The following is a 25,631-nucleotide window of genomic DNA, read 5'->3' as shown; positions in this document are numbered from 1 at the left end:
GAAGAGAAACGCGCCATCACGCTCTGTTTCATAACGACGGAGGTGCGTGTGTGAATTGCGGAGTGATCGTGACAGGTGTTGCTGGTGGGTCGGATGGTGACGGACGTCACTCCGCTTTCCAGTGCACGAAATTGCCGGTTCAAGCGTCTCCTTGGATGTCAGGAAAACCTCAACGGCCCGTCTGTGCGGTCATGTTCGCCGTGGCATATGCGATCGCGGGGCCGGACGGGTGTCGACTGGCGAGCTTTATCCGCAATATGACGGACCGTGATGAACTGGCTACATCACGGCCCCGTATTGCTCCTTACGCGGCCACGCGGTGGCCCGAGAACAGTCCCGAGCGGGGCAGGGAGAAAAGCATGAAACCGTTCGCGTGGAACTACGCACGTCCGGCCGAGCTGTCGCCCGTCGTCGATCAGTACTCGTACGACGCCACCCTTCAGATGAACGTCCTGCCGGACGGTCGTCCCGCCATCCTGGACCGGGCTTTGCTGGCGGCGGTCGGCACCACCACTTCGACGGCGGGCTCCGCCACCCACTTCGACGACTGACGCTTCCCTGAAATGACGGTACTGATCCTTACCAGCGAGGAGGACGTGACCGCGGACATGGTGGTGGCACAGCTCCACAAGCGCGGTGTCCCCCTCGTCCGGTTCGACCCCGCCGACCTCCCGGGGGACGGCACGCTCTCCGCCGAGTACGTACGGGGCGAATTCCGCGGTTATCTGTCCACCGGAGGGCGGGTCGTCAGCATGGACGGCCTGCGCTCCATCTGGGTGCGCAGGCCCGGTGAGCCCGCCGCCCGTGCCCCCGAGCCCTCCGCCTGGCTGACCGCCGAAAGCGGACAGGCTCTCTACGGCATGCTTCACAGCACCACCGCGCGCTGGATGAACGAGCCGGGCGCGGCCGCCAGGGCACGGCTCAAGCCATGGCAGCTGCGCGTCGCCCACCGCAGCGGCTTTCCGGTACCCGCGACGGTCGTCACCACCTATCCGCAGGTGGCCCGGCAGTTCGCGGACCAGTACCGGCACGTCGTGGTCAAGGCCGTGTCGGGCAAGCCGCCGCACGACCCCCCGATGGCGCTGCCCACCACGCTCGTACCGCCGGACGCCGACTTCTCCGATGTGGCGGCGGGACCCACCCTGCTCCAGCGCTATATCGCGAAGGAAGCCGACGTCCGGCTGACCTGTGTCGGCGAGGAACTCTTCGCCGCCCGTAAGACGGCCGCCCCGGGCCAGGTGGACGGCCGCTACGGGGAGACAGGGCACACCTGGGAGCCGGTCCCGGTACCCGACCGGGTCCGGCGCGCGGTCACCCGCTACACGGAACTGGCCGGCCTGGCCTACGGTGCCTTCGACTTCGCCGAGGACACCGAGGGGACGTGGTGGTTCCTGGAGTGCAACCAGGGCGGCCAGTTCGGCTTCATCGAACTGGAGACGGAACAGCCGGTGGCCGATGCCGTGGCCCAGTGGCTGAGCGCCCCGGCGGACTGACACCACGGCCTCCGCCGGTACTGCCGGAGGCGGCGGGCCCGGGAGATCCCCCGGCCCGCCGTCCCGTCCCGTCAGCAGCAGCGTGACTGCGGCGACTCCTCCAGCCTCCGGGCCCGCTGCCGCTGGAACTCCCGCCGGGTCGGCACCGGCTCGCCGGGCCGGGCCCGGCGCCGGTGCTCGCAGTAGCGGTCGTACGCCGTGTCCCCGCTCACCTCGCGCAGATACCGGTACACGGCACGCAGCCCGCTCCCCACCGCACCGGCGGTCATTCGCGCACCCCGGCCTTCGCCTCCGGCGCCGGGACCTCCAGAGCCGACGCCACATACGGGGTCTCGGTCGTCGGCGGCAGGGTGGGGGAGCGCAGGGCGCGGACGCACACCACGGCCGCATTGACGACGACCACCGTCACCAGCAGCACGAAGAGGATGATCAGCACCCCGTCCACGGTGGAGTTCAGCACGATGGTGTCCATATCGTCGGCGTTCTTGGCGGGCGCCAGCACCTTCCCCGCGTCGGCGGCGTCGGCGAACCGGTCCCGCTGGGCGAAGAAGCCGACCCGGGGGTCGGGCGAGAACACCTTCTGCCAGCTCGCGGTGAACGTCACCGCCACGGTGAACGCGAGCGGCACACCGGTCACCCACGCCCAGCGGAACCGCCCCGACTTCACCAGCAGTGTCGTCGCCACGGTCAGCGCCACGGCCGCCAGCAGCTGGTTGGCGATGCCGAAGAGCGGGAAGAGCTGGTTGATCCCGCCGAGCGGATCGGTGGCACCCGCGTACAGGAAGTACCCCCAGCCGCCGACGACCAGCGCACTCGCCAACCAGATCCCGGGCTTCCAGTTGACCCGGCCCATCGGCTTCCACACATTGCCCAGCATGTCCTGGAGCATGAAACGGCCCACCCGGGTCCCCGCGTCGACGGTCGTCAGAATGAACAGCGCCTCGAACATGATGGCGAAGTGGTACCAGAACGCCTTCATGCCCTCGCCGCCGATGACATCGGAGAAGATCTGCGCCATCCCGACGGCCAGGGTCGGCGCGCCACCGGTCCGGGCGACCAGGGTGGACTCCTCCACCGCTTTCGCCGCCGCGGCCAGTTCGTCGGGTGTGATGGTGAAGCCCAGATTCGCCACCGCCGTGGAAGCCGATTCGACGGTGTTGCCCAGCAGTCCGGCCGGGGCGTTCATGGCGTAGTAGAGGCCCGGGTCGAGCACCGCGGCGGCGATCAGCGCCATCACGGCGACGAACGACTCCATCAGCATCGCCCCGTAGCCGATCATCCGGACCTGGGACTCCTTGGCGATCAGTTTCGGCGTGGTGCCGGAGGAGACCAGGGAGTGGAAGCCGGACAGCGCACCGCAGGCGATCGTGATGAACAGGAACGGGAAGAGCGAACCCGCGAAGACCGGACCGTCCCCCGAGGACGCGAAGTCAGTGACGGCGTCGGCCTGGAGCTTCGGCGCCGCGAACACCACCCCGAGCGCGAGCAGCGCGATCGTACCGATCTTCATAAAGGTGGAGAGGTAGTCCCGGGGCGCCAGCAGCATCCACACCGGCAGCACCGAGGCCACGAACCCGTACCCGACCAGACAGAACACCAGCGTCGTCGGGCTGAGGGTGAAGGTGTCGGCGAGCGACGACTCCTGGATCCAGCCGCCTCCCACGATCGCCAGCAGGAGCAGCGCCACACCGATCAGACTGGTCTCCAGCACCCGGCCGGGCCGCATGATGTGCAGATAGAAGCCCATGAACAGCGCGATGGGGATGGTCATCGCCACCGAGAAGGTGCCCCAGGGCGAATGCGCCAGCGCATTGACCACGACCAGCGCCAGCACGGCCAGCAGGATGATCATGATGGCGAAGACGGCGATCAGCGCCGCGGTACCGCCGACCCGCCCGATCTCCTCACGGGCCATCTGCCCGAGGCTCTTGCCGTCCCGCCGCATCGACAGGAACAGCACCACCATGTCCTGCACCGCCCCGGCGAAGATCACACCGAACACGATCCAGATGGTGCCCGGCAGATATCCCATCTGCACGGCCAGCACGGGACCCACGAGCGGGCCCGCACCGGCGATGGCGGCGAAGTGATGGCCGAGCAGCACCCGTTTGTCGGTGGGCTGGTAGTCGACCCCGTCCTCCAGCCGCTCGGCGGGAGTGGCGCGGGTGTCGTCCGGCTTCAGCACCCGGGTGACGACGAAGCGCGAATAGAAGCGGTAGGCGATGGCGTACGAACCGAGCGCGGCGGCCACCAGCCAGACGGCGGAGATCTCCTCACCGCGCGAGAGCGCCAGCACGCCCCAGCAGATCGCGCCGACGACGGCGACCGCCGCCCAGATCATGATCTTCACGGGATTCGCCCGGGACAGGGGCGAGGGAGACGGCAACACAGGGGCTCCTCGACAGGACGGGGACGGGGAATGGGGAAATGGGGAAATGGGGACGGCAGGAAAACAGGGGGACTGCGGCGCGAAGGAACGGGTAGCGGGGGAGCGGTGACGCGGGGACAGGCGCCCCCGGCCGGTCCGCTCAGGTCTCCGGCCGCCGCGGACGGGTGAGCAGATACGCGGCCAGCAGCCCGAGGCAGCAGCCGGGCACCCAGGCCAGCTGGTACCAGTAGAAGAACGGGATGCCCGCGAGGTGGGGTCCGCCCGTCGCGTACGAGGGCACCCAGAGCAGTGCCACGACGGGGGCCAGCAGAGCGACGGCGGCCGAAGCCCGCCGGAGCCGGGACACCGGACGGCCCTCGTCCCGCTCCGCCCGCTGCTCGCTTACCACCACTCGGACCTCAGCTTTCTGTAGTTTCTGCGGTTTTCCGCCGGGGCTCCGGCGCCAGTTGTCCACAGGTCCGCTCGGTGTTCCGGCCGGACTGTGCAAGAGTTGCCGGTCACCGCGGTTTGGTTGACAGGGGACGGCCGCCGGATCGGACCGGCTGCGGGACGGGGCAGCGAGCCGAGGCCCCGACAGGTCCGGGCAGACAGCAATGGGGGTGACCGGTGAGCGGATCCGTCGTCACCACGGCGTTCCTCGCCGTCATCGGCGCCGCGTCCCTGCTGGCTGCCGCGGCCCGCCGGTTCCGTACCACCGACACCCTGCCGTCCCTCGACGGCTGGGCCCTCGCCGACCGGCGGCTCGGCCCCGGCTGGACCTGGCTGCTGCTCGGCGGCACGGTCTTCACCGCCTACACCTTCACCGCGGTCCCCGGACTGGCCTACGGCAACGGCGCCCTGGCCTTCTTCGCCGTCCCCTACACGGTCATCGTCTGCCCTCTGGCCTTCGTCCTGCTGCCCAGACTCTGGTCGGCGGCCCGGCAACACGGCTGTGTCACCGTCGCGGACCTCGTCCGTGCCCGATACGGTTCCCCGCGGCTCGAACTGGCCGTCGCCCTCACCGGCATCCTCGCCACCATGCCCTATCTGGCGCTCCAGCTGCTCGGGATCCGCGCCGTGCTCGACGCCGCCGGGCCCGCCCCGGCCACGGCCGATCTGATGATGGTCGCCCTCTTCGCCGGACTCGCCGTCGCCACCTACCGGCACGGGCTGCGCGCCCCGGCCGTCATCTCCGGCTTCAAGGGCGTCGCCGTCCTCGGTTCCGTCGCCGCCCTGGTCTGGCTTGTCCTGGACCGCTTCGGCGGACCGGGCGGGGTGTTCGGCGCGGCCGCCCGCGACGGCGGACCCTCCCTGCTGCTGACGGACGGTCAGCAGCCGGCGTTCGCGACCCTCGCGCTCGGTTCGGCGCTCGCCCTGCTGATGTACCCGCACGTCCTCACCGTCGGCTTCGCCGCCTCCGGCCCCCGCGCCCTGCGCAAGGCCACGGTCGCCCTGCCCGTCTGGACCGCCGTCCTCGCCCTCTTCGGCCTGCTGGGCATCGCGGCCGTCGCCGCCGGAGTGCGCACCCCGCCCGGCGGCGCGGAGTCCGCGGTCCCGCTGCTCGTCACCGAGCTGATGCCGGCCCCGCTCGCCGGACTCGTCCTCGGCGCGATCACCGTCGGCGCCCTGGTGCCCGCGGCCGTGATGTCCGTCGCCGCCGCCACGCTGTTCGTCCGCAATGTGTACGTCCCCCTGCTCCAGCCCACGGCCACCCCCAAACGCCAGGTGCGCATCGCCCGGGCGGTCTCCCTCACGGCCAAGGCCGGAGCCGTCGCCTTCGTGTTCGGGCTGCGGGACCAGGCCGCCGTCCAGCTCCAGCTGCTCGGGGGCGTGTGGATCCTCCAGATACTCCCCGCCGTCGCCCTCGGCCTCTACGTCCGCGGGCTCCGCCCGGGCGCGCTGCTGGCGGGCTGGGCCGCCGGGATGGTCTTCGGCACCGCCGCGGTCGTCCGGGAGGGCTTCTCCTCCGTGGTCCCCCTCGGCCCCGGCGGTTCGTCCCTCCCGGTGTACGCGGGACTGGCGGCGCTCCTGCTCAATCTCGCCGTCGCCGGGGCGGGCACCGCGCTCTCCGGACGGCGCCGGGACCCCGGGGACCCGGCTGCGGCCCGTACCGCCGGAAGGGGCACACCATGAGACGCGCCCCACGCCCCCCGCGCACCCTGACCGCGCCGCCCCCGCCGCCCGGAGGCGGCGGCGCGGACACCGAACGCGAGACCGCCCTCGCCCGGCTCTTCGAGGCGCACTACACGTCCATGCTCCGCCTCGCCACGCTCCTGGGCGCCGACGACCCGGAGAACATCGTCGCCGAGGCGTACTACGAGCTGTACCGCAAATGGCGAAAACTGCGGCGGACGGAGAGCGCGGAGGCGTATCTGCGGTCCGTGGTCTGCAATCTGACCAGGATGCGGATACGTCATCTCCAGGTCGTCCGCCGCCATGTCCAGGCCCCCGGCGCGGACCGGATCCCCGAATCCGTCGCCTCCGCCGAACACACGGCCCTCCTCCGCGACGACCAGCAGGCACTGATCGGTGCGCTGCGGCAACTGCCGCCCCGCCAGCGGGAGGCCCTCGTCCTCCGGCACTGGCTGGGGCTGAAGGAGGCCGAGATAGCCGAGGCCATGGGGATCTCGGCCGGTTCGGTGAAGACCCACACCGCGCGCGGTATCGCCGCACTGACCCAGGTCATGGAGAACCGCCGATGAACGCTCGCCCCACCGGCTCCCCGAACGGACCTGGCGTCCCCGAAACCGAGACCCGGCTGCAGGAGGCCCTGGCCGCCGTGGCCGACCAGGTCCGGCCGGCCCCCGGTGCCTACCGCGCCGCCAGCGCCGGCTGGCGGCGCCGCGAGCGCCGCCGACGCCTGGCGCTCGCCCTGCTGACGGCCGTGGTCTTCGCCCTTGCCGTCCTCGCCGGAGTCAGGGTCCTCAACTCGGCCCCCTCCGGCACCGGCTTCCACCACGGCCCGCCGGCCCCGACCGCACCCGCCGGCTCCCCGGGAGGCTGACCGGCCCGGGCACCCGGCGGCGGAGCCCGCGAGCCCTTGCCCCAAGGCAACCGCCGGACGGGACCCGACCCACCGGCCGTCCTGGGCGGAGCGCGGTCACTCCCGCGGGCGGACGACCAGCACGGAGCCCTGCGCTCGCGGAATCGTGGAGGGCAACTGCCGGGGCTCGGCCCCCGGAGCAGGTTCCAGCTTCCACCGGTCGAGGATCGTCGCCAGGGCGATCGTCGCCTCGGTATAGGTGAACTGGTCCCCGATGCACTTACGGGCACCCGCGCCGAAGGGCAGGTACGCCGTGCGTCCCGTCCCGGACGCCTCCTGACGCTCCGGCAGCCAGCGGTCCGGGTCGTAGGCATCGGGGTTCTCGTACACCCGGCCGTCCCGGTGGATCGCGTACAGACTGAACGCCAGCTCCGTCCCCGGCGGCAGCAGCCGGCCCGCCAGTTCCACCGGCTCGACGGCCCGGCGCATCAGCAGGGTGACGCCGTGCAGCCGCATCGCCTCGTCCAGGGCCCGCCGCAGCGCGGGCAGCTTGGGCACGTCCTCCACGGTCACCGGCCGGCCACCGACCACGGCCCGGACCTCGGCCGCCACCGCCGCCTCGGCCTCCGGATGCCGTGCCAGCTCCGTCAGGGTCCATGTCAGCGCCGCTGTGGTCGTCTCCACCCCGGCGAAGAGGATCGTGCTCAGCTCGTCCCTGACCTCCGTATCGTCGAGGCGCTCGCCGCTCTCCGCCTCCTGCGCGGTCAGCAGCAGCGTCAGGAGATCGTCCCGGTCCGTAGGCGCCCCCGCGCGGGCGGCGAGGATCGTCTCGTCGATGACCGCGCGGAGCCGGGCGGCGGCCGCGTCGAAATCCCGGTTGGCGCGGATCGGCAGCCGGTCCAGCAGCCGCGGCGAAGCCGCCCTCACCAGCAGATGGTTGAGCAGCACCGGAAGGTTGTCGCGGACCGCGGCGACCGCGGGCCGTCCGAAGTCGGTGGAGAACATCGTCGCCGCGAGCGTCTCCACCGCATAGGTGCTCATCGCCCGCTCGACGTCCACCCGCATCCCGGGGCGCCACTGCCCGGCCAGCTCCAGCGCCTTGCTGCTCATGACCTCCGAGTAGCCCGCGATGCGCTGCCGGGAGAACATCGGCTGCATCAGCCTGCGGTGCCTGCGGTGGTACTCCCCGTCGGCGGTCGCCAGCCCGTTGCCGGCCAGTGGCCGCAGCCGCTCGTAGAACCGGCCCTTCTCGAAGCTCCTCCCCTTCACCGTCAGGACCTGGTGGACCAGTTCGGACGAGGTGACGGCGTACACCGGCAGCGTTCCCAGGTCCAGCCGGACGAGGTCCCCGTACCGGTACAGCGAGCCCAGGAACCCGAGCGGGTCCCGCCAGAGCCTGAAAGCGTGCCCCACCAGCGGCAGCGCCCCGGGCGCCCGGGGCACCGACTCCGTACCGGCCCTCGCTGATGTCACGGCCATGGCGCATCCCCCAGAGATCGACGGCATGCACCGCGCCACCCGGGCCCGGCTGTCCGGGCCCGCTCGCGGTGCCGTGGAGATGACACCACCGGAAAGGCGGCGGCGCGAGGGGGCCTGCGGGCAACCATGGCCAGGATTTTGCCGCGTTTGTACGTGCGTTCGAGGGGTGGTGCCGTGTGCCGCTTCCTTCGAGCCGTTGTACGCCTTCCGGTCCCTCTGTTCCGGACCACCGGCACGGGAGGTCCGTCTCCCGTGCGGATGAATGGACGTTCCTGCGGATTCACCCCTTCACCACGCGGAGTGGCGGCTATGCTGCGGGCTGCGCACGATCCCCCGGGGACGGGGTGATCGCCGTCCGCGCCACGCTCCCTTCCCGCCACGGCACCGGCCTGCCGTGCCCTTTCCGTACCCCCGCGTACCCCGGAGGCACCGTGACCACCCCGCACTCTGAATCCCTCGGCACCCGGCCCGCGGCCGTACCGCCCCAGGGGTGCCCCGCGCACGACCTCGGGCAGGCCGGAGTCAGGCGGGTGTACGGCCGGGAGGCCGAGGGCTCCCCGTACGAGCTGTACGAGCGGCTGCGCCGGGAGAACGGGCCGGTCGCCCGGGTGCTGCTGCCGGGCGACGTACCCGCCTGGCTGGTCCTCGGCCACCGGGAGAACCTCGAAGTGATGCGCACCCCTTCGCTGTTCACCGCCGACTCCCGGAACTGGAACGCCTTCCGGGACGGACGGATCGCCGCGGACTCCCCGCTGCTGCCCGTCACCGCCTGGCAGCCGCTGCTGGTCTTCGTCGACGGCGAGGAACACGCCCGGCTCCGGGGCGCCATCACCGATGCCCTGGGCCGGTTCAACCGGCACGGCATCCGCCGCCACGTCGTCCGCTACACCAACCAGCTCATCGACTCCTTCGTCGCCCGTGGAGAGGCGGATCTGGTCACCGAGTTCGCGGACCGGCTGCCCATCCTGGTGATGGCCCGGCTCTGCGGAATCCCCGAGGAACACGGCATTCCGCTCGGTGATGCCGTACGCGACATGGTCTCCGGCAGTGCGACGGCGCTGCAGAGCAACGAGTACGTGATGTCGGTGATGCGGGAGACCGTCGCGAACCGCCGCAGCAGCCCCGATCAGGACCTCATCGGCTGGCTGCTCGCCCACGAGGCGGAGCTGAGCGACGACGAGGTCGCAGAACACCTGCGGCACGCGCTGACCGTCAGCCATGTGACCACCTCCAACCTGGTCGCGAACACCCTGCGGATGGTGCTCACGGCCCCCCGCTTCCGGGGCAACCTCTCCGGCGGCCAGATGACCCTCCCCGACGCCCTGGACCAAGTGCTGTGGGACCAGCCGCCGCTCGCCGTCGTCCCCACCCGCTGGGCCCTCGGTGACACCGTCCTCGGCGGCCAGGAGATCAGGGCCGGCGACATGGTGATGCTCGGCATCGCCGCGGGCAACGTGGACCCGGAGATCCGCCCCGACCTCAAGACGTCGATGTACGGGAACCGCTCGCACCTCTCCTTCGGCAGCGGGCCGCACGAGTGCCCCGGTATCGACATCGGCCGGGCGATCGCCGACACCGGTATCGACGCCCTGCTGGCCAGGCTGCCGGAGGTCACCCTCGCCGTCTCCGACGCGGAACTGACCACGACCACCACCTGGATGTCGTCCCGGCTGGACGCCCTGCCGGTGACCTTCCCGAAGGACCGGCCGAAGGACGAGGCGCCGGTGCTGCCTCCGCTCGACATCTCGACCCCGCCCGCCGCCCAGCCCCTCCCCGCCGCCGCCGCGCCCGACACCGACCCGACACCGCACCCGGCCCCCGCGCCCCGGAGGCCGTGGTGGCGGAGGCTGCTCGGGAGGTGACCGTTCCCGGTCGACGGCCAGGGCGATACCCGCGAACCGGTTGGGCACCGTCCCCCCGCTCCCTAGTGTGGTTTCCGTGAAGGGACAACTGGGAGAGCTGGAAGACGCGGTGATGACCCGGGTGTGGCGGCTGGACCGGCCGGTCACGGTCCGCGAGGTGCTGCTCGAACTGCGGCGGGAACGGACCATCGCCTACACGACCGTGATGACCGTCATGGACAAGGTGCACCGCAAGGGACTGCTCCGCCGTGAACTCGACGGCCGGGCCTACCGCTACACCGCGGTCGCCACCCGGGCCGAGTACGCCGCGGCCCTGATGAACGAGGCCTGGTCGCACGGCGACTGCCCGACCCGCGCCCTGGTGGCGTTCGTCGGCACGATGTCAACGGAGCAACGTGCCGCGCTCGACGAGGCGTTACGCATCCTGGACGCCCGGGGCGGACCGCCCCAGGCGCCCACCTGAACCGGCCCGGGGCTGCCCCGCGAGAGACCCGTATCCGTCAGCCGGCGGCGGGTGCCGGCACCGGGGCCGTCACGGTCACCGTCGCCGTCATCACCGGCCCCGGCGCCGAGATCCCGGTCAGGGCGACCCCGCTGTCGCCGCCCGCGTTCGTCAGCGATCCCGGCTTGCTTTCCGCGGTGAGCGCCGTATTGCCCGAACTGCCGGGGAAGGGGTCACCGGCGTCGCCGCGGTTCCGTGCGCCCTCCAGATCGCCCAGCGCGTCGGCCTGGACCAGCGCGACCCGGTACCGGCCGTCGTCGGCGTTGTCCTTGCGGCTCTCGTCGATATGCCACACCAGCAGTCCGCCCGCGGGCAACGAGGCGTCGTAGCCGCTGGGTTGCCGGTTCTCCACCAGGAAGTACTCGTCCCCGACCGCCCCGCCGGTCCAGAGCCGGTGCACCGTACGGGCGGACTTCACGTCCTCGAAGGCGACGGGCCCGTCGGAGTCGACCAGCGCCGCCTCGGCCCAGCCCTGCCGCAGCTTGCACCAGGCCGACGGATGGACCGGGACGTCACCGCCGCCGCCCCAGGCGCCCCCGGCCATCAGACACCAGTCACCGACTCCCTCCGACGATCCGTCGATGTCGTAGAGATCGGGGAATCCGAAGACGAGATGTCCGATCTCGTGTGCCGCGACCCCGATCCGGGCATCCTCGGGGATCGTCAGATAGGCGTAGATCTTCGTACCGTCGGCGTCGTACGCGGACGGGAGCAGCCACTTGTGGGACCAGAGGTCACCGGTGCTGCCACTGGTCTCGCCCCCGGTACCCGCATGCACCACGATGAACGCGTCCACGAAGCCGTTGCCGTCGTTGTCGTACGGGCCGAAGTCCATCAGCGGGTCGGCGGCGCGGGCCGTGTCCTCGGCCATCACCCGTGCCCGGGGCTCCCCTTCCGGATTGCCGACGCCCGAGTTGCCACCCGCGTACCAGGCCATCGTCTGCGGCAGCCGCAGCGGTCCGACGACCTCACCGACGATATCGACGAGACCGCCCGTGACCTCACGGAAGTACTCGCGGACACTGCCGTGCGGCAGTTTCCCCAGTGAGAAGAACAGGTCCTCGAAGTGCTGTTTGCCCGCGGTCATCGGGCGGTCGGTGAAGTCGGCGAGGGCGACCGCGACCCGCACCGCGCCCCGCAGCGGGGGGCGTTCGGCCGCCGCGGACATCACCGTGACGGCGGGGGTGCCCGGCGGATAGGCCTCCGGCGGCATGATCGTCCCGTCGTCGAACCCGGCCCGGGCTCCCGCCGCCGTGCGCGGCAGAAGCCCGCCCGTACCGTCGGCGGCGAGCCGCTCCCGCACCTGCGGGCTCGGCGGTACGGCGCAGAATTCTGACCAGGCGGCGTAACCCCCGCGGGCGGGCGGGTGGTCGTGCGGACGGTCTCCGTGCGGATGCTGCTGGTCGTACGGACGGATGTGCTGGGACATGCGAACCCCCGGGAGACACCGGGCGGCGAACCGGGCCGGCCGGTGGTGTGACGGCGAACGAGAAGGAGCGGAACGGCGTGGGAGCGGCGCGAACGCGACGACCCGACCGAAATGCATCGTAGAGACCGTGGCGCGTGCGAGTCGATGCGTTCGGCCGGAGTGTCCGGCACCGGTGCCCGGACGTGCCGGTACGGCCTCAGGAACCGACGGGTCCCGGAGGCCGTACCGGCGTCGCTTCAGGAAACGTCGCCGCGGACCACCGCCACCGGGCAGTGCCCGTGGTGCAGCAGCGCCTGGCTGACCGACCCCAGCAGCAGCCCGGTGAAGCCGCCGCGGCCGCGCGCCCCCACGACGATCAACTGGGCCTGCTCGGTCGCTTCGATCAGCGCCTGCCGGATCCGGTTCTCCACCAGCCGGCGGTGCACGGTCACATCGGGATAGCGGTCCTGCCAGCCCGAGAGCGCCTCTGCCAGCAGCCGCTCCTCCGCCGACCGCATCCGGTCGATGCCGTCGACCAGGTTCTGCGGGTGGCCCGGGTCGTCGTCGCCGCGCTCGGTCCAGGTGTTCCACGCGTGCACGGCCACCAGGTCCACTCCGCGTGCCGATGCCTCGGCGAACGCGAACCCGACCGCCGCGTCACCCTGCGGCGAACCGTCGACGGCGACCACGACGGACCCGGTCGCCCCGGCGTCCCCGCGGACCACCAGCACCGGGCACCGGCCGTGCGCGGCCAGATGGACCGCGGTCGACCCGACCAGCAGTCCGATGAACCCGCCCATGCCCCGGCTGCCGACGACCACCAGCGACGCCTCGCGGGACCGGGCCTCCAGCACCGTCAGCGGTTCACCGGTCACCAGATGCTCCGTGACCTCGACACCGGGCTCGGTCTCGCGGGCCCGTGCGACGGCCTCGGAGAGCAGTTTGTCGGCGGCGTTGCGCAGTCCGCCGTCGGCCGGGCCGACGGGGGAGGGGCCGAGGGAGACGTGCAGGGAAGGCCAGATGAAGGCGTGCACGACCTGGAGTCCCACCCCGCGCAGCCTTGCCTCCCGGGCCGCGATCTCCACGGCGGCGAGCGCCGACGTCGAGCCGTCCACCCCGACCACGACCGGACCGTTCATCACAGCACTTCCGTTCTTCCGTGTGCGCAGAACCGGCGGATCTGCCCGAACCGCCGTCTCCAGTCTCGACCCGCGAGCCGCACCCCGCACGGGCCGAACGTCCATGACCGGCGGGACGAACAGCCCTGATGGCGGAGGGTGAGCGGGATTTTCCGGACGGCGAGGGACTTTCCCGGCTCTGGGCTAGGAAACCGGACGGGTCCGGCCCGGTGTTTCCGGATGGGAAACCACCCGGTATCAGGCCGAAGCCCGGGGGCCGGCCGGCGCACACGAGGACGAGCAGGAAGAGCAGGAGTATCCGGCGCCGGATCGCGGCGGCGATGCCGAAGGCGACGGCGGCGACCGGGGGGAGCCCGCCGGCCCGCAGCCGGGCCGGCCGGACCGCTGTCCCGCCCCGTACCCTCACCGGCTCAGGTGTTCGCGGGCGACTCGTCCGGGAACATCTTCGTCACCACGTCACCGTCCTCGGTGAGATAGCCGTGGAGCATCCCCGGGCTGCTGTGGGGCGCGTCGAACACCCCCTCCCGGGTCAGCGCGATCACCCCGCCCTGACCGCCGAGCCGGGGCAGGCGTTCGACGACCACGTCGTACGCGGCCGGAGCCACCCCCAGCCCCTTGAACTCCATCAGATCGGAGATCGTCGAGCTCGCCGCGCCACGGATGAAGAACTCGCCCGCCCCGGTGGCGCTCACGGCGAGCGTGGAGTTCTTCGCGTACGTGCCCGCTCCGATCAGCGGCGAGTCCCCGATCCGGCCCGGCAGTTTATTGGTCATTCCGCCCGTCGACGTCGCGGCGGCGACATCGCCCCGGCCGTCGACGGCGACCGCGCCGACGGTGCCCTGCGACTGCAGATCGGCGAGCGCCTCGGGGGAACGGGCCGCCGACTTCGAACCGCGCTCGGCCTCCTTCGCCCGCATCAGCGCGTCCCACCGGGCCTGGGTCCAGTAGTAGTCCTGGGTGACCGTGGCCAGTCCGCCGCGCGCCCCGAAGTCGTCCGCTCCTTCGCCCGCGATGAGCACGTGCTTCGACTTCTCCATCACCAGCCGCGCCCCCTCCACGGGATTGCGCAGGCTGCGCACTCCCGCCACGGCACCCGCCGCGAGGTCGGAGCCGCGCATGACGGAGGCGTCCAGCTCGTGCTCGGCGTCCGCGTTGAACACCGCCCCCTTGCCCGCGTTGAACAGCGGATCGTCCTCCAGTCGCTTCACCGCCGCCTCCACGGCGTCCACGCTCGACCCGCCCCGGTCCAGCACCCGCTGTCCGGCCCGCAGGGCGGTCGCGAGCCCGTCGCGGTACGCCTTCTCCCGCTGCGGTGACGTGGTCTCCCGGTTCAGCGCGGCACCCGCCCCGCCGTGCACGGCGAGCACCACGTCGCGGGCGTCGGGCCGGGCCCTCCCGCCCGGCAGGGCCGCGGGCGGACCGGTGTCGGGCCGGGCCTGTTCGGCCCGTACCGCCCGGACGGAAGGGTCAGTACCGTCCGGATCGTCCACCGGCCGCGACTGCGGTACGGCGGCGATCACGAGGATCGTCGCGACGGTGAGCAGCGCGGGCGGCAGCCAGGCGAGGGGGGCTCTGCGGGACATGGGCGCTCCTAGGCACGGGGTGCGCATCCCGCTTCTCCGGTGTGCGCACCGGCTCAGTGGACTCGCCGGGACTCTACTGACGTGTCCATGCCCAATGCCAGAAGGCCGTCAGATCTCGACCATCACCTGGTCCAGCGTCTTGCGGACCAGATCGGGGACCTCGCAGTCCGGAGCCGGATAGCCCACGGGCACCACCGCGAAGGCCTTCTCGTTGGCGGGCCGGTCCAGTACCTCGGAGAGGAAGCGCATCGGGCTCGGCGTGTGCACCAGCGCGGCCAGACCGGAGAGGTGAAGGGCGGTCAGCAGCATGCCGACCGCGATCCCGACGGACTCGTCGACGTAGTAGTGCTTGCGCTTGGTGCCGTCATCGCCCAGCCAGTAGCGCTGCTGGAAGACGACGATCAGGGCGGGCGCGTCGGTGAGATGGGTCTTGACCTCGTCCGTACCCAGGGGGCGCAGTGCGGCCAGCCACTCCTCGCCGAGCCGGCCGTCGTAGGAGACCCGTTCCTCCTCCTCGGCCGCCTCCCGGATCCGCCGCCGGATCTCCGGATCCTGCACCAGGACGAAGGTCCACGGCTGCTGATGGGCACCGGACGGCGCGGTCGCGGCGCAGGCGACGGCGGACCGGACGGCGTCCAGTGGTACGGGATCGGGGGCGAACTGCCGTACCGTCCGCCGCTCCTCCATCCGGGCCTGCAACTGCGCCGCCCGCGCCAGGGACTCGGCGGCCGGGATCCGCTCGGGCCGGTAGGGGGCCGGCCGGTAGGGGTCGCCGTGGGTGGGTATCCAGCGCCGGGCGGGTTCACCGGACACCGGCGGAGCCGACGGCGCCGACGGCTCGGACGGCTCGGACGGCTCGGACGGCTCGGGGGAGGCTGAGGGCGCGGAGGGCGCGGCAGACGCAGACATGGCGCCGAGTCTGCCCGCTCTCCGCGCTCCCGGGGAGAGGGCGGACACGGATAACCGCTCAGCGGACGCCGGGCGGGCATCCGATGGACGCACCTGCGGCCGGGGGTCAGAGGCGAAGTCCGGCCAGCAGCCGGTCCAGTGCCGCCTCGGTCGCGGCGAGCGTGCCGGGGTCGTCCGAGCGCGCCAGCCAGACCGCCGCCTCGTTCATCGCGCCCGACAGCAGCCGGGCCAGCGGTTCCACGGGCTGCTCCGCCACGATCCCCGCCGCGACCACGGACTCCAGGGCCTCGGCGAGATGCCGGGCCGACGAATCGTCGTCCATGTCCCGCCATTCGTCCCAGCCGAGCACGGTCGGAGCGTCCAGCAGCACGATCCGGCGCACCGCGGGGTCCGTACCGGCCGCGAGGAAGGCGCGGCAGCCCGCGCGCAGTTGCTCCCAGGGGCCGGTGTGCGCATCGGCCGCCGCCGCCACCCTCTCGCCCAGCTCCTGCTGCACCTCGGCCACCACGGCCCGGAACAGCCCTGCCTTGCTGGCGAAGTGGTGGTACGCGGCCCCCTTGGTCACGCCCACCGCCTCGGCCACCTCCGCGAGCACCACGTCGTGGTACCCGTCGGCGGCGAACCGCCGCCGCCCTTCGGCGAGCAGTGCCCGCCGGGTCGCCGCCCGCTGTTCCGCCCGGCTCGTCATCGCTCTCTCCGACCGCCCTTCCCATTTCGCATACCCAGGGTATGTTAACGTTCGATTCGCATACCCGGGGTATGTGAAACCCGGTTCCGCTCCACAGGACCCTCCGTCGAAAGGCCCACCGTCATGACCGGCAAGCTCAGCGGCTTCTACCCGGTGATCGGCACCCGCGACATCGCCGCGGCCCGCGACTTCTACACCGCCCGGCTCGGATTCGAGGTCACCTTCGAAGCCGACTGGTACGTCAGCCTCCGCCGCCCCGACGCGCCCCACTACGAACTCGCCCTGCTCGACCCGGCGCACCCCACCGTCCCCGAAGGCCACCGCACTCCGCTCACCGGCGGTCTGCTGCTGAACTTCGAGGTCGAGGACGTCGACGCCGAACACCGGCGGCTCGTCGACGAGGCCGGACTGACCGAACTGCTCACCCTGCGCACCGAGGAGTTCGGACAGCGCCACTTCATCGTCGAGGGCCCCGACGGGGTGCTCATCGACATCATCACGGTCGTTCCCCCGACGGGCGCCTATGCGGAGCAGTACGCGGAGGGGCACGTACCCCAATAGCACAACGAGCGCGCCGCACGCCGAAGGCCAGGGCGCCGCACCCCGGCCGCGCCGTCACCCTTCCAGCCGTACGGGCAGCCGCGCGGTTGCCGCGGTGCGGCGCGGACGGCGGCCGTCTCCCACCGCCGCCCCCTCGCCCGCCGGACGGCGGGGCGCCTCGGGAACCCCTGCGTACCGGCCTGGCAGCCCCGCGGGCCGCTGCCTCGGCCGTTCCGGCCACCGCCGCCGGACGGACCACCGCCGTCCGCCGCGGGCCCGCCCGCCGTGGAGGCCGGCGGGCCCGCGCACACAAGCCGCCGACCCGTCCGGACGTACCCGGACGAGCGTACGCACCGGGACCCGGCAGACCCTTCCGGGGGAGCCCCGCGCCCCTCCGCGCGCCGCCGCGCTCCGGCCGGCCCCCGGTCCGGAGGGGTGCCGTGCGGCGGGCGGTGCCCCGACCGGAGCCGTTGCGCGTCCCATGAATGATCAGCAGGCGTTAACGTGTTCCTTGACCTTTCGTTGACCTAGTTGGTCAACCTTTGACGTGTGCGTAGGGAAACCCCAACGAGTGCCGGAGGGAGACGCCGCCGTGCCGCACGGAACACCACGGACCCTGATACCGCTGCTCGCGGCCGTACTGCTCGCCCTGCCTGCCCTCGGCTTCCCGGCGGCCTCTGCGACCCCGCACACGCTCAGCTCCGGAACCACCACCTCCGCCACGGAGCCCGGCCCGGAACCCCGCGGCCGGACCGGTGAACCCACCCCCGACCCGGGCGGCCCCCGGGACACCCGGGACCGGTACCGCCCCGGCGAGACCGAGCCCCGACCGGTCCGCGCCCCCGCCGCCCGGGCGACCGGAGTCCCACCGCCTTCGGACCGGCCGGCCGGACCCCCAGGGCAGCAGCCGAGAACCCCGGCCGCACTCCAGGTCTTCCGCTGCTGAGAGCAGAGTTCCGCCCCCACGCTCTGTTTCGTCAGCCCGACGCGCCCCCCACAGCGCGCCAGGAGGATTCACCGCACATGCCCACCCTCATCGCCACCCCCCGCGCCCCCGGACGCACTCCCGGGCGCCCCGCCCCCCACCCCACGCCCCCCGAGGTGCACACCCGCACCGTCCGGGCGCACCACACGGGCCCCCGTGCCCGCACGGTCCGGTGAACGCCACCATGGCCAGGACGTCCTTCCCCGACCTGCGGCGGGACTTCGCCGCCTCCCTCGTCGTCTTCCTCGTCGCCCTGCCCCTGTGCGTGGGCGTGGCCGTCGCATCCGGCGTCCCCGCCGAACTCGGCCTGGTCACCGGCATCGTCGGCGGACTCGTCACCGGCATGATGCGCGGCAGCAGCCTCCAGGTCTCCGGACCGGCCGCCGGACTGACCGTCCTCGTCCTCGAAGCCGTCACCACCTTCGGACTCTCCGTCCTCGGCGCGATCGTCCTCACCGCCGGAGCCCTCCAGATCCTCCTCGGCCTGCTGCGCCTCGGCCGCTGCTTCCGCGCCGTGTCGGTCTCCGTCGTCGAAGGCATGCTCGCCGGCATCGGACTCGTCCTCATCGCCGGACAGCTCTACGCCATGGCGGGCCTCGACGCACCCGCCGCCGGCCTCGACAAGATCGCCGGACTGCCGGGGGCCCTGCTGCGCGCCGCCGGAAACACCGAAGCACTGCTGTCGCTCGCCCTCGGCGCCGGGACCGTCGCCGTCCTCGTCCTCTGGCGCAGGCTGCCCGGCCGGGTCCGGGCCGTTCCCGCCCCCCTCGCCGCCGTCGGTCTGGCGACCCTCACCGTCCTGCTCACGAATCTGCCCGTCGCCACCGTCGAGGTCCGCGGACTCCTGGACTCCGTCCGGCCCCCGTCCGCCGAGGCCTTCGGCGAACTCGCCTCCCTCGCCGCCATCGGCACCGTCCTCGCCTTCACCCTGATCGCCTCCGCCGAATCCCTCTTCGGCGCGGCGGCCGTCGACCGGCTCCACGACGGACCGCGCACCGACTACGACAAGGAACTCGTCGCCCAGGGCACCGGCAACGCAGTCTGCGGCGCGCTCGGCGCCCTCCCCATGACGGCCGTCATCGTGCGCAGCGCCGCCAATGTCCAGGCCGGAGCCCGGACCAAGGCATCCCGGGTGCTGCACGGCATCTGGCTGCTCCTCTTCGCCGCCCTTTTCCCCTCCGCTCTCGCCTATATCCCCGTCCCCGCCCTGGCCGCCGTCCTGGTCCACGCCGGATTCAAGCTCGTGCCCGCCGCGGAACTCGCCCGCCTCTGGCGCCGCCAGCGCGGCGAGGCGTTCGTCCTCGGCGTCACCGCCCTCGCGATCGTCACCATCGGCATGTTCGAGGGCGTCGTCGCGGGACTCGCCCTGGCCGTGGCCAAGACGGCGTGGGAGGCCTCCCACCTGCGGCTCGACGTCGTCGACCACGGCACAGGACCGATCCGGGTCCGCCTCATCGGCAACGCCACCTTCCTGCGTCTGCCGAACCTCCTCGACAGCCTCGAAGCGCTGCCGCCCGACCGTCCCGTCGCCTTGGACCTCACCGAGGTCCACCACCTCGACCACGCCTGCCGCACCGCCCTCGACACCTGGTCCGAGCGGCACCGCGGCACCGTCACCGGCCATACGAAGGCCCTCTCGACCTGACCACCACCGGTACGGCGCGCGCCCGTCGCGCCGTACCGGGACCCGGCCCCCGATGCCCGCGCGGCGCTGCCCCGCGCACTCCCGCGCGCCACCCGCTCCCCGCGCGGTACGGCACGCCCCGCGCCGTACCCCCGCCACTCCAGCGCACCGCGTAACCGGCACCCGCCGCCCGGCGTTGGCCCGGCATGCGCACCCGTCGTCCTCCGTCAGCCGGGACCGCCCGCGACGGAGCCCCCTCCATGCTGCGGCTCGCCTTCGCGACCCTCGCCGGCACCGCCATCGAGTTCTACGACTTCTTCGTCTACGGAACAGCCGCCGCGCTCGTTCTCGGCCCGCTCTTCTTCCCCTCCTTCTCCCCGCTCGCCGGGAGCCTCGCCGCCTTTGCCACCTTCGGCGCCGGATTCATCGCCCGGCCCCTCGGCTCCCTGCTCTTCGGCCATATCGGCGACCGCATCGGACGCCGCCCCGTCCTCTTCATCTCCCTCCTCACCACCGGGGTCGCCACCGTCCTCGTCGGCTGCCTGCCCACGTACGACTCCATCGGCGCCACCGCCCCCGTGCTCCTGGTCGCCCTCCGCTTCGTCCAAGGCATCGGACTCGGCGGCGAATGGGGCGGCGCCGTCCTGCTGACCGCCGAACACGCCCCCGCCGACCGGCGCGCCCTGTGGGGCGCCTTTCCCCAGATGGGGCCCCCGCTCGGCTTCCTGCTCGCCAACGGTCTGACCCTGACGCTCTCCACGACCCTCACCGACGCCCAGTTCCTCGCCTGGGGCTGGCGGGTGCCCTTCTGGGCGGCCGGAATCCTCGCCGCGGGCGGACTCCTGCTCCGCGCCTCCCTCGCCGAAACCCCCGACTTCCACGAACTCAGCCGCACCGGGGGACAGGCGGACGCCCCGGCGGTGGAGGTCGTACGCCGCCACTGGCGCACCCTGCTGCTGACCGCCGGCGCCCTGTCCTGCGGCTACGCCGTCTTCTACACCGTCACCACCTGGGGTCTCGCCTACGGAACGGAGGAGGCGGGCATCAGCCGTACGGTGATGCTGGCGCTGGTCATGGGGGCCGTCGCCGTCATGGGCACGGTGACGCCCTTCGTCGCCGTCCTCGCCGACCGGGTCGGCCGCCGCCCCATGTGCCTGCTGGGCAGCGTCCTCTCCGTGCTCTGGATGTTCCCGTTCGCGGCCCTGGTGGGCACCGGCGAAACCGCCCTGGTCTTCCTCGCCTTCGTCGTCGCCCTGCTGGCCTTCGTCTCGGTGTTCGCCGTCACGGCCGCCTACCTGCCCGAGCTGTACGAACCACGGGTGCGCTGCACGGGCGCAGCCGTCGGCTACAACCTGGCCGGGGTGCTCGGCGGGGCCCTCACTCCGCTCGTGACGACGGCACTCACCGAGGACGGGGGCCCGCCGTGGGGCGTCGCCGCCTGGCTCACCGGGATCGCGCTGCTCAGCCTCTGCTGTTTCGCGGCCCTTCCCGAAACGCGCCCGGCCGCACTCCCCGCGGCCGGTACCGTGCCCGCCGTACCCGGCCAGCCGGGTGCCGGGGACCGCCCGGGAGACCGGCGCACCCCGGCTTGATCCGGCTCAACGGCACGGGGAGCCGACCCGGTCGGGAGCCCGGCCCCGGCCGGAGCACGGCTCCCCGTTGCCCGGGGCGGGTGTCCTCAGACCGGGTTCCACCCGGAGCGCTTCCAGTCGGCGTCCACGTAGTGCCGGGGCACCTTCCCGCACGGTGCGGAGACTCGTACCAGCATGTTCCCCGTCGACCGGTACCACATGACGTCCACCTGCTGGTCCGATGCGGGATCCCGGAGGCGGAACCCCATATCGCCGAAGATCCCGCCCTTGGCCGTCCAGCTCTGCCGCTCCAGCCGCTCCCGGATCCGGTCCTGCGCCGCGCGGGCGGCGCCGGTGTCGAGTCCGGGCACGGACCATTCCAGCCGGAGTTGCCAGACGTCCGGCCGGCCGCTGTCGTCGAGATGGGCGATACCGCGCAGTCCCCGGTAGGAGCATTCGTCCTTCTGTACCCGGTCCGCCCGCGGTTGCCCGGAGAGCCCCGCGTCCGCGTACAACATGCGGGCCCGATCCTCCAGCTCGGCCGCGACCAGGTCCGGATCCGAGGAGGGGTACGGTTCCCCGTTCCACAGCCGCACGCCCAGGAAGCCCGCGCCGACGACCACCAGGGCGACCACCGCCCACACGATCCGGGCCCGGGTCAGCATCCGCCGCCCCCGCCGGACAGGGCACCCGGCACCGCGGGCCCGTACCACCGTCGCATCTCGTTCATGCGGCGCAGCGTAGAAGACGGGCCCCCGCGGCCGCTTGGGTACCTCTACTCAGCCGCGCCTGAGTACCCCGGGCTGTGGTCCCCTCGGCCGTCAGGCGCCTGAGGGGCACTCCGGAAGCTGGGGGAAGAGCAGCCGCCGCAGATTGCCGATCTCGCACTCGTCGGCCACCAGGTCCAGCGTCTCGAACGCGAGGTCCCAGGCGACGTCGCCGCGGGCATCACGGGTGAACCGCTCGGTGATTCCGTACGTGATCGTCCGCTTGACGCCGCCCTCCTTCGACAGTTCGGCGTGGCCCACCCACTCCCGGTAGGTCACCGGGCCCCGGCGCACGGTCTTCCCCGGCTCCAGCCGCAGCTCGTGCACCCGGGTGAAGAACCGCTCCAGATACGCCCGCATCTGCCGCTTCCCCGTCAGCCCCTGCGGGCCGAGCCCGGGCCCGGTCAGCCTGACGGCGTCGTCCACCCCTTCCACCAGCGCGGCGGAGTCACGCGTGTTCCAGGCGGTGAGCCGGTCCCGGGTGCGCGGTTCGGCCGGACGGACCGCCGGAAGCGAGGCGAACAGGTTCGGCAGGGCGGGGTTGAGCGACCGGAACAGTTCGGTCTGGTCCCAGAACCGGCGCCCCTGCTCCACCTTCGTCCCGTCCAGCACCAGCCGGTGCGTGGTGATGTAGTCGAACGCCGGACCGGGCGGCCCCGACTCGGGCCCCACGGTCCCGAAGTTCCGCGCTTTCACGAAGACGACCCGCCCGTCGGCCGACGACACCGCGGAGACCGGCTGGAAGTGGTAGTCCACCGCGCCGAGAAGGCTTCCCATCTGGGCCTCGATGGCCAACCGGCCGATCGGGGCGGGCAGCCCCGAGTCCATCAGCGTGCCGGTGTCGGTGAAGAGGTTCATGTACCGGGGGACGTCGGGGTCCGCGCCCCACTCGCAGTAGGCCTTCATGAACGCGGCCGCGTCGGCGGGCAGCGAGGACTGCCCGGCGACCACGGTCTTGCAGTAGTCGGAGGACACGGGCGCCGGGGCCGTGCCGGCCGCGGCCGTACCCGAGCCGAGGGGGAGGAGGGCCGCCGCGGCGGCCAGGACGGCGGTGGAACGGATGCGGCAGAGAAGGCGTGACATGGGTGCTCCCGGTCTGTCGAGGGTGTACGGGCGATGCGACGGTCGCCGGTAGGTGTCGTCCCGGCGGTGATCACAGTCTGTCCACGCCGTTCCGGCCGCGCGATTACCTCCCGGGTAAGCAATCCCGGCCGGGTGGAACTCAGCGGCGGCCGCGTACGTTTCCCGGGTGACGCGTTCCTGACGCGTCACCGACAGATGTACGACAGTCAAGACCGAGGTGGCATTCAGTGGCGATGTGGGACCGGATCAAGGACCAGGCCAAGGCCCTCCAGCAGCAGAACCAGGGATCGGGCGGCTCCGGGGCCCGGAGTCACCACGGCCCGGCCGGTGGAACCGGAAGCGGCGCGAGCGGCCAGGGCGGCGCGGGCGGCTCCAAGGCTCAGCTGGTGGGTCTGCTGAAGACCCAGCTCACCTCCCTCAAGACCGAGCTGAAGAGCGGCGCCTACCGCGATGCCAGCATGGCCGTATGTGCCCTGGTCGCTGCCGCCGACGGCCATGTCGACCACGCCGAGCGGCAGCACGTCGAATCGCTGATCCTCTCCAACGACGTCCTGCAGAACTTCCCGGCCGACCAGCTCCGCACCCGGTTCAACAAGCACGTCGACCAGCTGATCTCCAACCCGATCCGGGGCCGTGCCGAGGCCTTCCAGGAAGTTGCCAAGGCGGCGAAGAAGCCGGCCGAGGCCAGGGCCGTCATTCAGACCGGCATCGTCGTGGCGGGCGCCGACGGCTACATCTCGCCCGCCGAGGAGCAGATCCTGCGGGAGGCCTGCACCACCCTCGGTCTCTCCTCCGCGGAGTTCGGCATCTGACACCCCGCCGGGGCGCCGCGGTCCGCGGTCCGGCCGCGGCGTCGGCGGGGTGCCCGCATCACCAGGTGTGGGCGACGTCCACGACGACCCGGTCACCGTACTGGAGCACCCGGAACGGCAGCTCCGCGCGCACGCCCACCGCCACCTGGGTCCGCCCTTCGTAACTCGAACCGTACTTGGTGTCCTTGAAGGTGCTGTATCCGGCGATGTCCACTCCCGGCAGCGGCTGCCCCGGGCGGCCCGGATAGACCACCGTGCCGGTGGAGGGGTTGTAGCTGGGAGCGTTGACGTGGATCTGCAGGACGGCACCGCCGGTGACGGGAATCCGCCGCCCGGTGCCGTCCTGGTAGAAGGCGCTCACATAGCCGACCCGGTAGCCGGTCTCCGTGGTGGCGCCCGTGATGTCGAAGACGATGCGGTCGTAGCAGTCGTGCCGGCCGGTGCGGATGTTCTTCAGCGGTTCGGTGACGGATTCAGCCGATGCCTCGGTGCCGCTGCCCCACGGAGTGGCGCAGACGGCCGTTGCGACGGGGTGGTCCACCTGGCCGCACGAGGCCCAAGCGGCCCCGGCCGAGCCCACGAGGACGACCCCGGCCAGCGCCAGGGCGGTGGCGGCCTTTCCCACAGTTCTCATGACATGCCCTCCAGCGAGGTGTTGCCGACGGTCGACGGACCCATCGGCGGACACACGGTCCGGACGGACCGCGGAAGCGGGACGGTGCGGTACGGAACCGGTGGACGGCCCATGTCACTTCTCCGTCAGGACGAACAGCCACACCAGTGACACGGTGCCGACGGCGATCGGGACGGCGTACCACCACGGCGGCACCAGACGCCACCGCACAAGATGGAAGGTGGCCCACTCGGTGAGCCACGACCCGATATGCGCGGACATCGCCGGCACCCCGGCCGCGGTGATGCTCGCCCGATCCCAGGCCCCGCCCGGCGGACGTACCAGAAAGGACGTCACCAGCAGCCACCCGGTCAGCAGATTTCCCGCGGCGAGCAGTCCCCCCACCGCGGTGCGTGCCACCGGACGGGCACGGTCCGCCGATGCCGCCGCGCGCGGCGCCACCGCACTTCCCTCCCGGTCCACCGGCACCATGCGCCCCTCCCGCATTTCTGCAGCTCCATCCCGTTTCCCGCAGGGACGACGGCAGAGGCCCGCCCGGTTCTGGACCGCCGCAAACGGTCTCCGGAACGGTCACACAGGCCTCATGCGGCCCGGCGGCGACGGAAGACGGCCTCTCAGGGGAGCAGTTGCCGTACGAGGGCGTCCGCGGCCCACCGCTCCCAGCGGTCCGGACTCCAGCCGCGCCGGCCGACGAGCAGCTCGTAGGTCTCCGGTCCCAGGACGGTCATCGCGACATCCGCGGCCGAACCGGCATCGTGCCCGTCCCGCAGCGCCCCGCCCGTCTTGACCGTCAACGCCTCGGCGAACCGCAGCTGGACCGTGTGCCGTTGCTCCGCATTGGTACGCCACAGCCCGGCCAGCTCCGGATCGCAGGCGGCCACCGCGCGAACGACCTCAAGCACCGGAGCCGCCCGCTCCAGTATGCGCCGCGCACCCGCTGCCTGAAGGGCGAGCTGGGCCGCGGGATCCGGCTCGCCGAGGACCTCGTTCGCCCAGGACCGGTCGAGCGTGGCCACCGGATCCGCGTCCCCGGCGATCGCGATGTCCAGGACTTCCTTCAGCAGAGCCCGCTTGGTGCCGAAGGTGAAGTACACCGTCTGCACACCGACTTCCGCGGCCCGCGCGATGTCCTCGACCGTCGTACGGGACCAGCCGCGCTCGGAGAAGAGGCGGAGGGCGGCTTCCAGCATGCGCCGCCGTG

Annotated in this window: 26 protein-coding genes; 12 read left to right on the top strand and 14 right to left on the bottom strand. The window is 72.3% G+C overall.

The features are described 5' to 3' along the window. Nucleotides 1–359 precede the first annotated feature (359 nt). Together tgmA and tgmB are read left to right on the top strand one after the other, a co-directional pair. Nucleotides 360–551: a putative ATP-grasp-modified RiPP gene (gene tgmA, locus B7R87_RS00695; protein ID WP_006351063.1), complete on the top strand. Its 192-nt coding sequence runs from the start codon at nt 360–362 to the stop codon at nt 549–551. A gap of 12 nt (nt 552–563) precedes the next feature. Further along, entirely contained in the window at nt 564–1,493 is a 930-nt protein-coding gene (gene tgmB, locus B7R87_RS00690) for an ATP-grasp ribosomal peptide maturase (RefSeq protein WP_006351064.1), read from the top strand. Between the two features lie 71 nt (nt 1,494–1,564). Here the strand turns inward: tgmB and B7R87_RS00685 are convergent, their stop codons facing one another. From B7R87_RS00685 to B7R87_RS00675, 3 genes are all read right to left on the bottom strand, one after another. Then, nucleotides 1,565–1,762, bottom strand: a complete 198-nt coding sequence (locus B7R87_RS00685) for a YbdD/YjiX family protein (protein WP_006351065.1) — start codon at nt 1,760–1,762, stop codon at nt 1,565–1,567. Further along, entirely contained in the window at nt 1,759–3,834 is a 2,076-nt protein-coding gene (locus B7R87_RS00680) for a carbon starvation CstA family protein (RefSeq protein WP_078902489.1), read from the bottom strand. The genes B7R87_RS00685 and B7R87_RS00680 overlap by 4 nt, the downstream gene beginning before the upstream one ends. Before the next feature lie 187 nt (nt 3,835–4,021). Beyond that, nucleotides 4,022–4,273 carry a DUF3311 domain-containing protein gene (locus B7R87_RS00675; RefSeq protein WP_006351067.1) on the bottom strand — a complete coding sequence of 84 codons (252 nt, stop codon included), beginning with the start codon at nt 4,271–4,273 and terminating at the stop codon, nt 4,022–4,024. A gap of 215 nt (nt 4,274–4,488) precedes the next feature. Between B7R87_RS00675 and B7R87_RS00670 the strand changes: the two genes are divergently transcribed. Genes B7R87_RS00670 through B7R87_RS00660 form a run of 3 tightly spaced genes read left to right on the top strand, consistent with a single transcriptional unit; the run spans nt 4,489 to nt 6,865 of the window. Further along, a complete protein-coding gene (locus B7R87_RS00670; protein ID WP_006351068.1) occupies nt 4,489–5,994 on the top strand; it encodes a sodium:solute symporter family protein in 1,506 nt (501 codons plus the stop codon). Then, a complete protein-coding gene (locus tag B7R87_RS00665) occupies nt 5,991–6,563 on the top strand; it encodes an RNA polymerase sigma factor (RefSeq protein WP_006351069.1) in 573 nt (190 codons plus the stop codon). Before B7R87_RS00670 ends, B7R87_RS00665 begins: the two co-directional genes overlap by 4 nt. Beyond that, on the top strand, nt 6,560–6,865 hold the full coding sequence (locus B7R87_RS00660; RefSeq protein ID WP_130585446.1) for a hypothetical protein: 306 nt from the start codon (nt 6,560–6,562) through the stop codon (nt 6,863–6,865). The genes B7R87_RS00665 and B7R87_RS00660 overlap by 4 nt, the downstream gene beginning before the upstream one ends. A gap of 96 nt (nt 6,866–6,961) precedes the next feature. Here B7R87_RS00660 and B7R87_RS00655 read toward each other — a convergent pair whose 3' ends face one another. After that, nucleotides 6,962–8,323, bottom strand: a complete 1,362-nt coding sequence (locus B7R87_RS00655) for a cytochrome P450 (protein WP_100249307.1) — start codon at nt 8,321–8,323, stop codon at nt 6,962–6,964. 431 nt (nt 8,324–8,754) lie between these two features. On the opposite strand from B7R87_RS00655, the gene B7R87_RS00650 reads away from it, so the two are divergent. Continuing rightward, entirely contained in the window at nt 8,755–10,185 is a 1,431-nt protein-coding gene (locus B7R87_RS00650; protein WP_045853212.1) for a cytochrome P450, read from the top strand. Nucleotides 10,186–10,261: 76 nt separating this feature from the next. Further along, nucleotides 10,262–10,648: a BlaI/MecI/CopY family transcriptional regulator gene (locus tag B7R87_RS00645; protein ID WP_100249308.1), complete on the top strand. Its 387-nt coding sequence runs from the start codon at nt 10,262–10,264 to the stop codon at nt 10,646–10,648. A 37-nt stretch (nt 10,649–10,685) separates the two neighbouring features. On the opposite strand, the gene B7R87_RS00640 is transcribed toward B7R87_RS00645, so the two are convergent. From B7R87_RS00640 to B7R87_RS00620, 5 genes are all read right to left on the bottom strand, one after another. After that, nucleotides 10,686–12,116: a M6 family metalloprotease domain-containing protein gene (locus B7R87_RS00640; protein ID WP_078902491.1), complete on the bottom strand. Its 1,431-nt coding sequence runs from the start codon at nt 12,114–12,116 to the stop codon at nt 10,686–10,688. A gap of 236 nt (nt 12,117–12,352) precedes the next feature. Next, on the bottom strand, nt 12,353–13,234 hold the full coding sequence (locus B7R87_RS00635; RefSeq protein ID WP_006351074.1) for a universal stress protein: 882 nt from the start codon (nt 13,232–13,234) through the stop codon (nt 12,353–12,355). Nucleotides 13,235–13,644: 410 nt separating this feature from the next. Beyond that, complete coding sequence (locus B7R87_RS00630) at nt 13,645–14,817, bottom strand: isoaspartyl peptidase/L-asparaginase family protein (RefSeq protein WP_006351075.1); 1,173 nt, start codon at nt 14,815–14,817, stop codon at nt 13,645–13,647. A gap of 108 nt (nt 14,818–14,925) precedes the next feature. Beyond that, nucleotides 14,926–15,630 carry a nitroreductase family protein gene (locus B7R87_RS00625; RefSeq protein ID WP_006351076.1) on the bottom strand — a complete coding sequence of 235 codons (705 nt, stop codon included), beginning with the start codon at nt 15,628–15,630 and terminating at the stop codon, nt 14,926–14,928. Between the two features lie 202 nt (nt 15,631–15,832). After that, a complete protein-coding gene (locus B7R87_RS00620) occupies nt 15,833–16,414 on the bottom strand; it encodes a TetR/AcrR family transcriptional regulator (RefSeq protein WP_006351077.1) in 582 nt (193 codons plus the stop codon). Nucleotides 16,415–16,537: 123 nt separating this feature from the next. Between B7R87_RS00620 and B7R87_RS00615 the strand changes: the two genes are divergently transcribed. The 4 genes from B7R87_RS00615 (at nt 16,538) to B7R87_RS00600 (ending at nt 21,155) form a co-directional block, all read left to right on the top strand. Continuing rightward, the gene (locus tag B7R87_RS00615; protein WP_006351078.1) at nt 16,538–16,975 is read left to right on the top strand and encodes a VOC family protein; all 438 of its coding nucleotides are present in this window, start codon (nt 16,538–16,540) and stop codon (nt 16,973–16,975) included. A 550-nt stretch (nt 16,976–17,525) separates the two neighbouring features. Further along, on the top strand, nt 17,526–17,900 hold the full coding sequence (locus B7R87_RS00610) for a hypothetical protein (protein WP_153227296.1): 375 nt from the start codon (nt 17,526–17,528) through the stop codon (nt 17,898–17,900). A 223-nt stretch (nt 17,901–18,123) separates the two neighbouring features. Beyond that, nucleotides 18,124–19,584: a SulP family inorganic anion transporter gene (locus B7R87_RS00605; protein WP_040917193.1), complete on the top strand. Its 1,461-nt coding sequence runs from the start codon at nt 18,124–18,126 to the stop codon at nt 19,582–19,584. A gap of 239 nt (nt 19,585–19,823) precedes the next feature. After that, a complete protein-coding gene (locus tag B7R87_RS00600; protein WP_006351081.1) occupies nt 19,824–21,155 on the top strand; it encodes an MFS transporter in 1,332 nt (443 codons plus the stop codon). Nucleotides 21,156–21,241: 86 nt separating this feature from the next. Here B7R87_RS00600 and B7R87_RS00595 read toward each other — a convergent pair whose 3' ends face one another. Together B7R87_RS00595 and B7R87_RS00590 are read right to left on the bottom strand one after the other, a co-directional pair. Further along, complete coding sequence (locus B7R87_RS00595) at nt 21,242–21,799, bottom strand: hypothetical protein (RefSeq protein ID WP_006351082.1); 558 nt, start codon at nt 21,797–21,799, stop codon at nt 21,242–21,244. 156 nt (nt 21,800–21,955) lie between these two features. Beyond that, nucleotides 21,956–22,984: a nuclear transport factor 2 family protein gene (locus B7R87_RS00590; protein WP_006351083.1), complete on the bottom strand. Its 1,029-nt coding sequence runs from the start codon at nt 22,982–22,984 to the stop codon at nt 21,956–21,958. 227 nt (nt 22,985–23,211) lie between these two features. Between B7R87_RS00590 and B7R87_RS00585 the strand changes: the two genes are divergently transcribed. Then, nucleotides 23,212–23,796: a tellurite resistance TerB family protein gene (locus tag B7R87_RS00585; RefSeq protein WP_040917195.1), complete on the top strand. Its 585-nt coding sequence runs from the start codon at nt 23,212–23,214 to the stop codon at nt 23,794–23,796. A gap of 58 nt (nt 23,797–23,854) precedes the next feature. On the opposite strand, the gene B7R87_RS00580 is transcribed toward B7R87_RS00585, so the two are convergent. From B7R87_RS00580 to B7R87_RS00570, 3 genes are all read right to left on the bottom strand, one after another. After that, the gene (locus B7R87_RS00580) at nt 23,855–24,430 is read right to left on the bottom strand and encodes an AMIN-like domain-containing (lipo)protein (RefSeq protein ID WP_040917198.1); all 576 of its coding nucleotides are present in this window, start codon (nt 24,428–24,430) and stop codon (nt 23,855–23,857) included. Between the two features lie 114 nt (nt 24,431–24,544). Further along, entirely contained in the window at nt 24,545–24,916 is a 372-nt protein-coding gene (locus B7R87_RS00575) for a hypothetical protein (protein WP_006351086.1), read from the bottom strand. 128 nt (nt 24,917–25,044) lie between these two features. Continuing rightward, nucleotides 25,045–25,620 carry a TetR/AcrR family transcriptional regulator gene (locus tag B7R87_RS00570; protein WP_006351087.1) on the bottom strand — a complete coding sequence of 192 codons (576 nt, stop codon included), beginning with the start codon at nt 25,618–25,620 and terminating at the stop codon, nt 25,045–25,047. Nucleotides 25,621–25,631 lie beyond the last annotated feature (11 nt).

The sequence above is a fragment of the Streptomyces tsukubensis genome (assembly GCF_003932715.1).
In the GTDB taxonomy this organism is placed as follows: domain Bacteria; phylum Actinomycetota; class Actinomycetes; order Streptomycetales; family Streptomycetaceae; genus Streptomyces; species Streptomyces tsukubensis.
The sequence above is the reverse complement of the archived record's forward strand: the minus strand, read 5'-3'. Positions and strand labels throughout refer to the sequence as shown.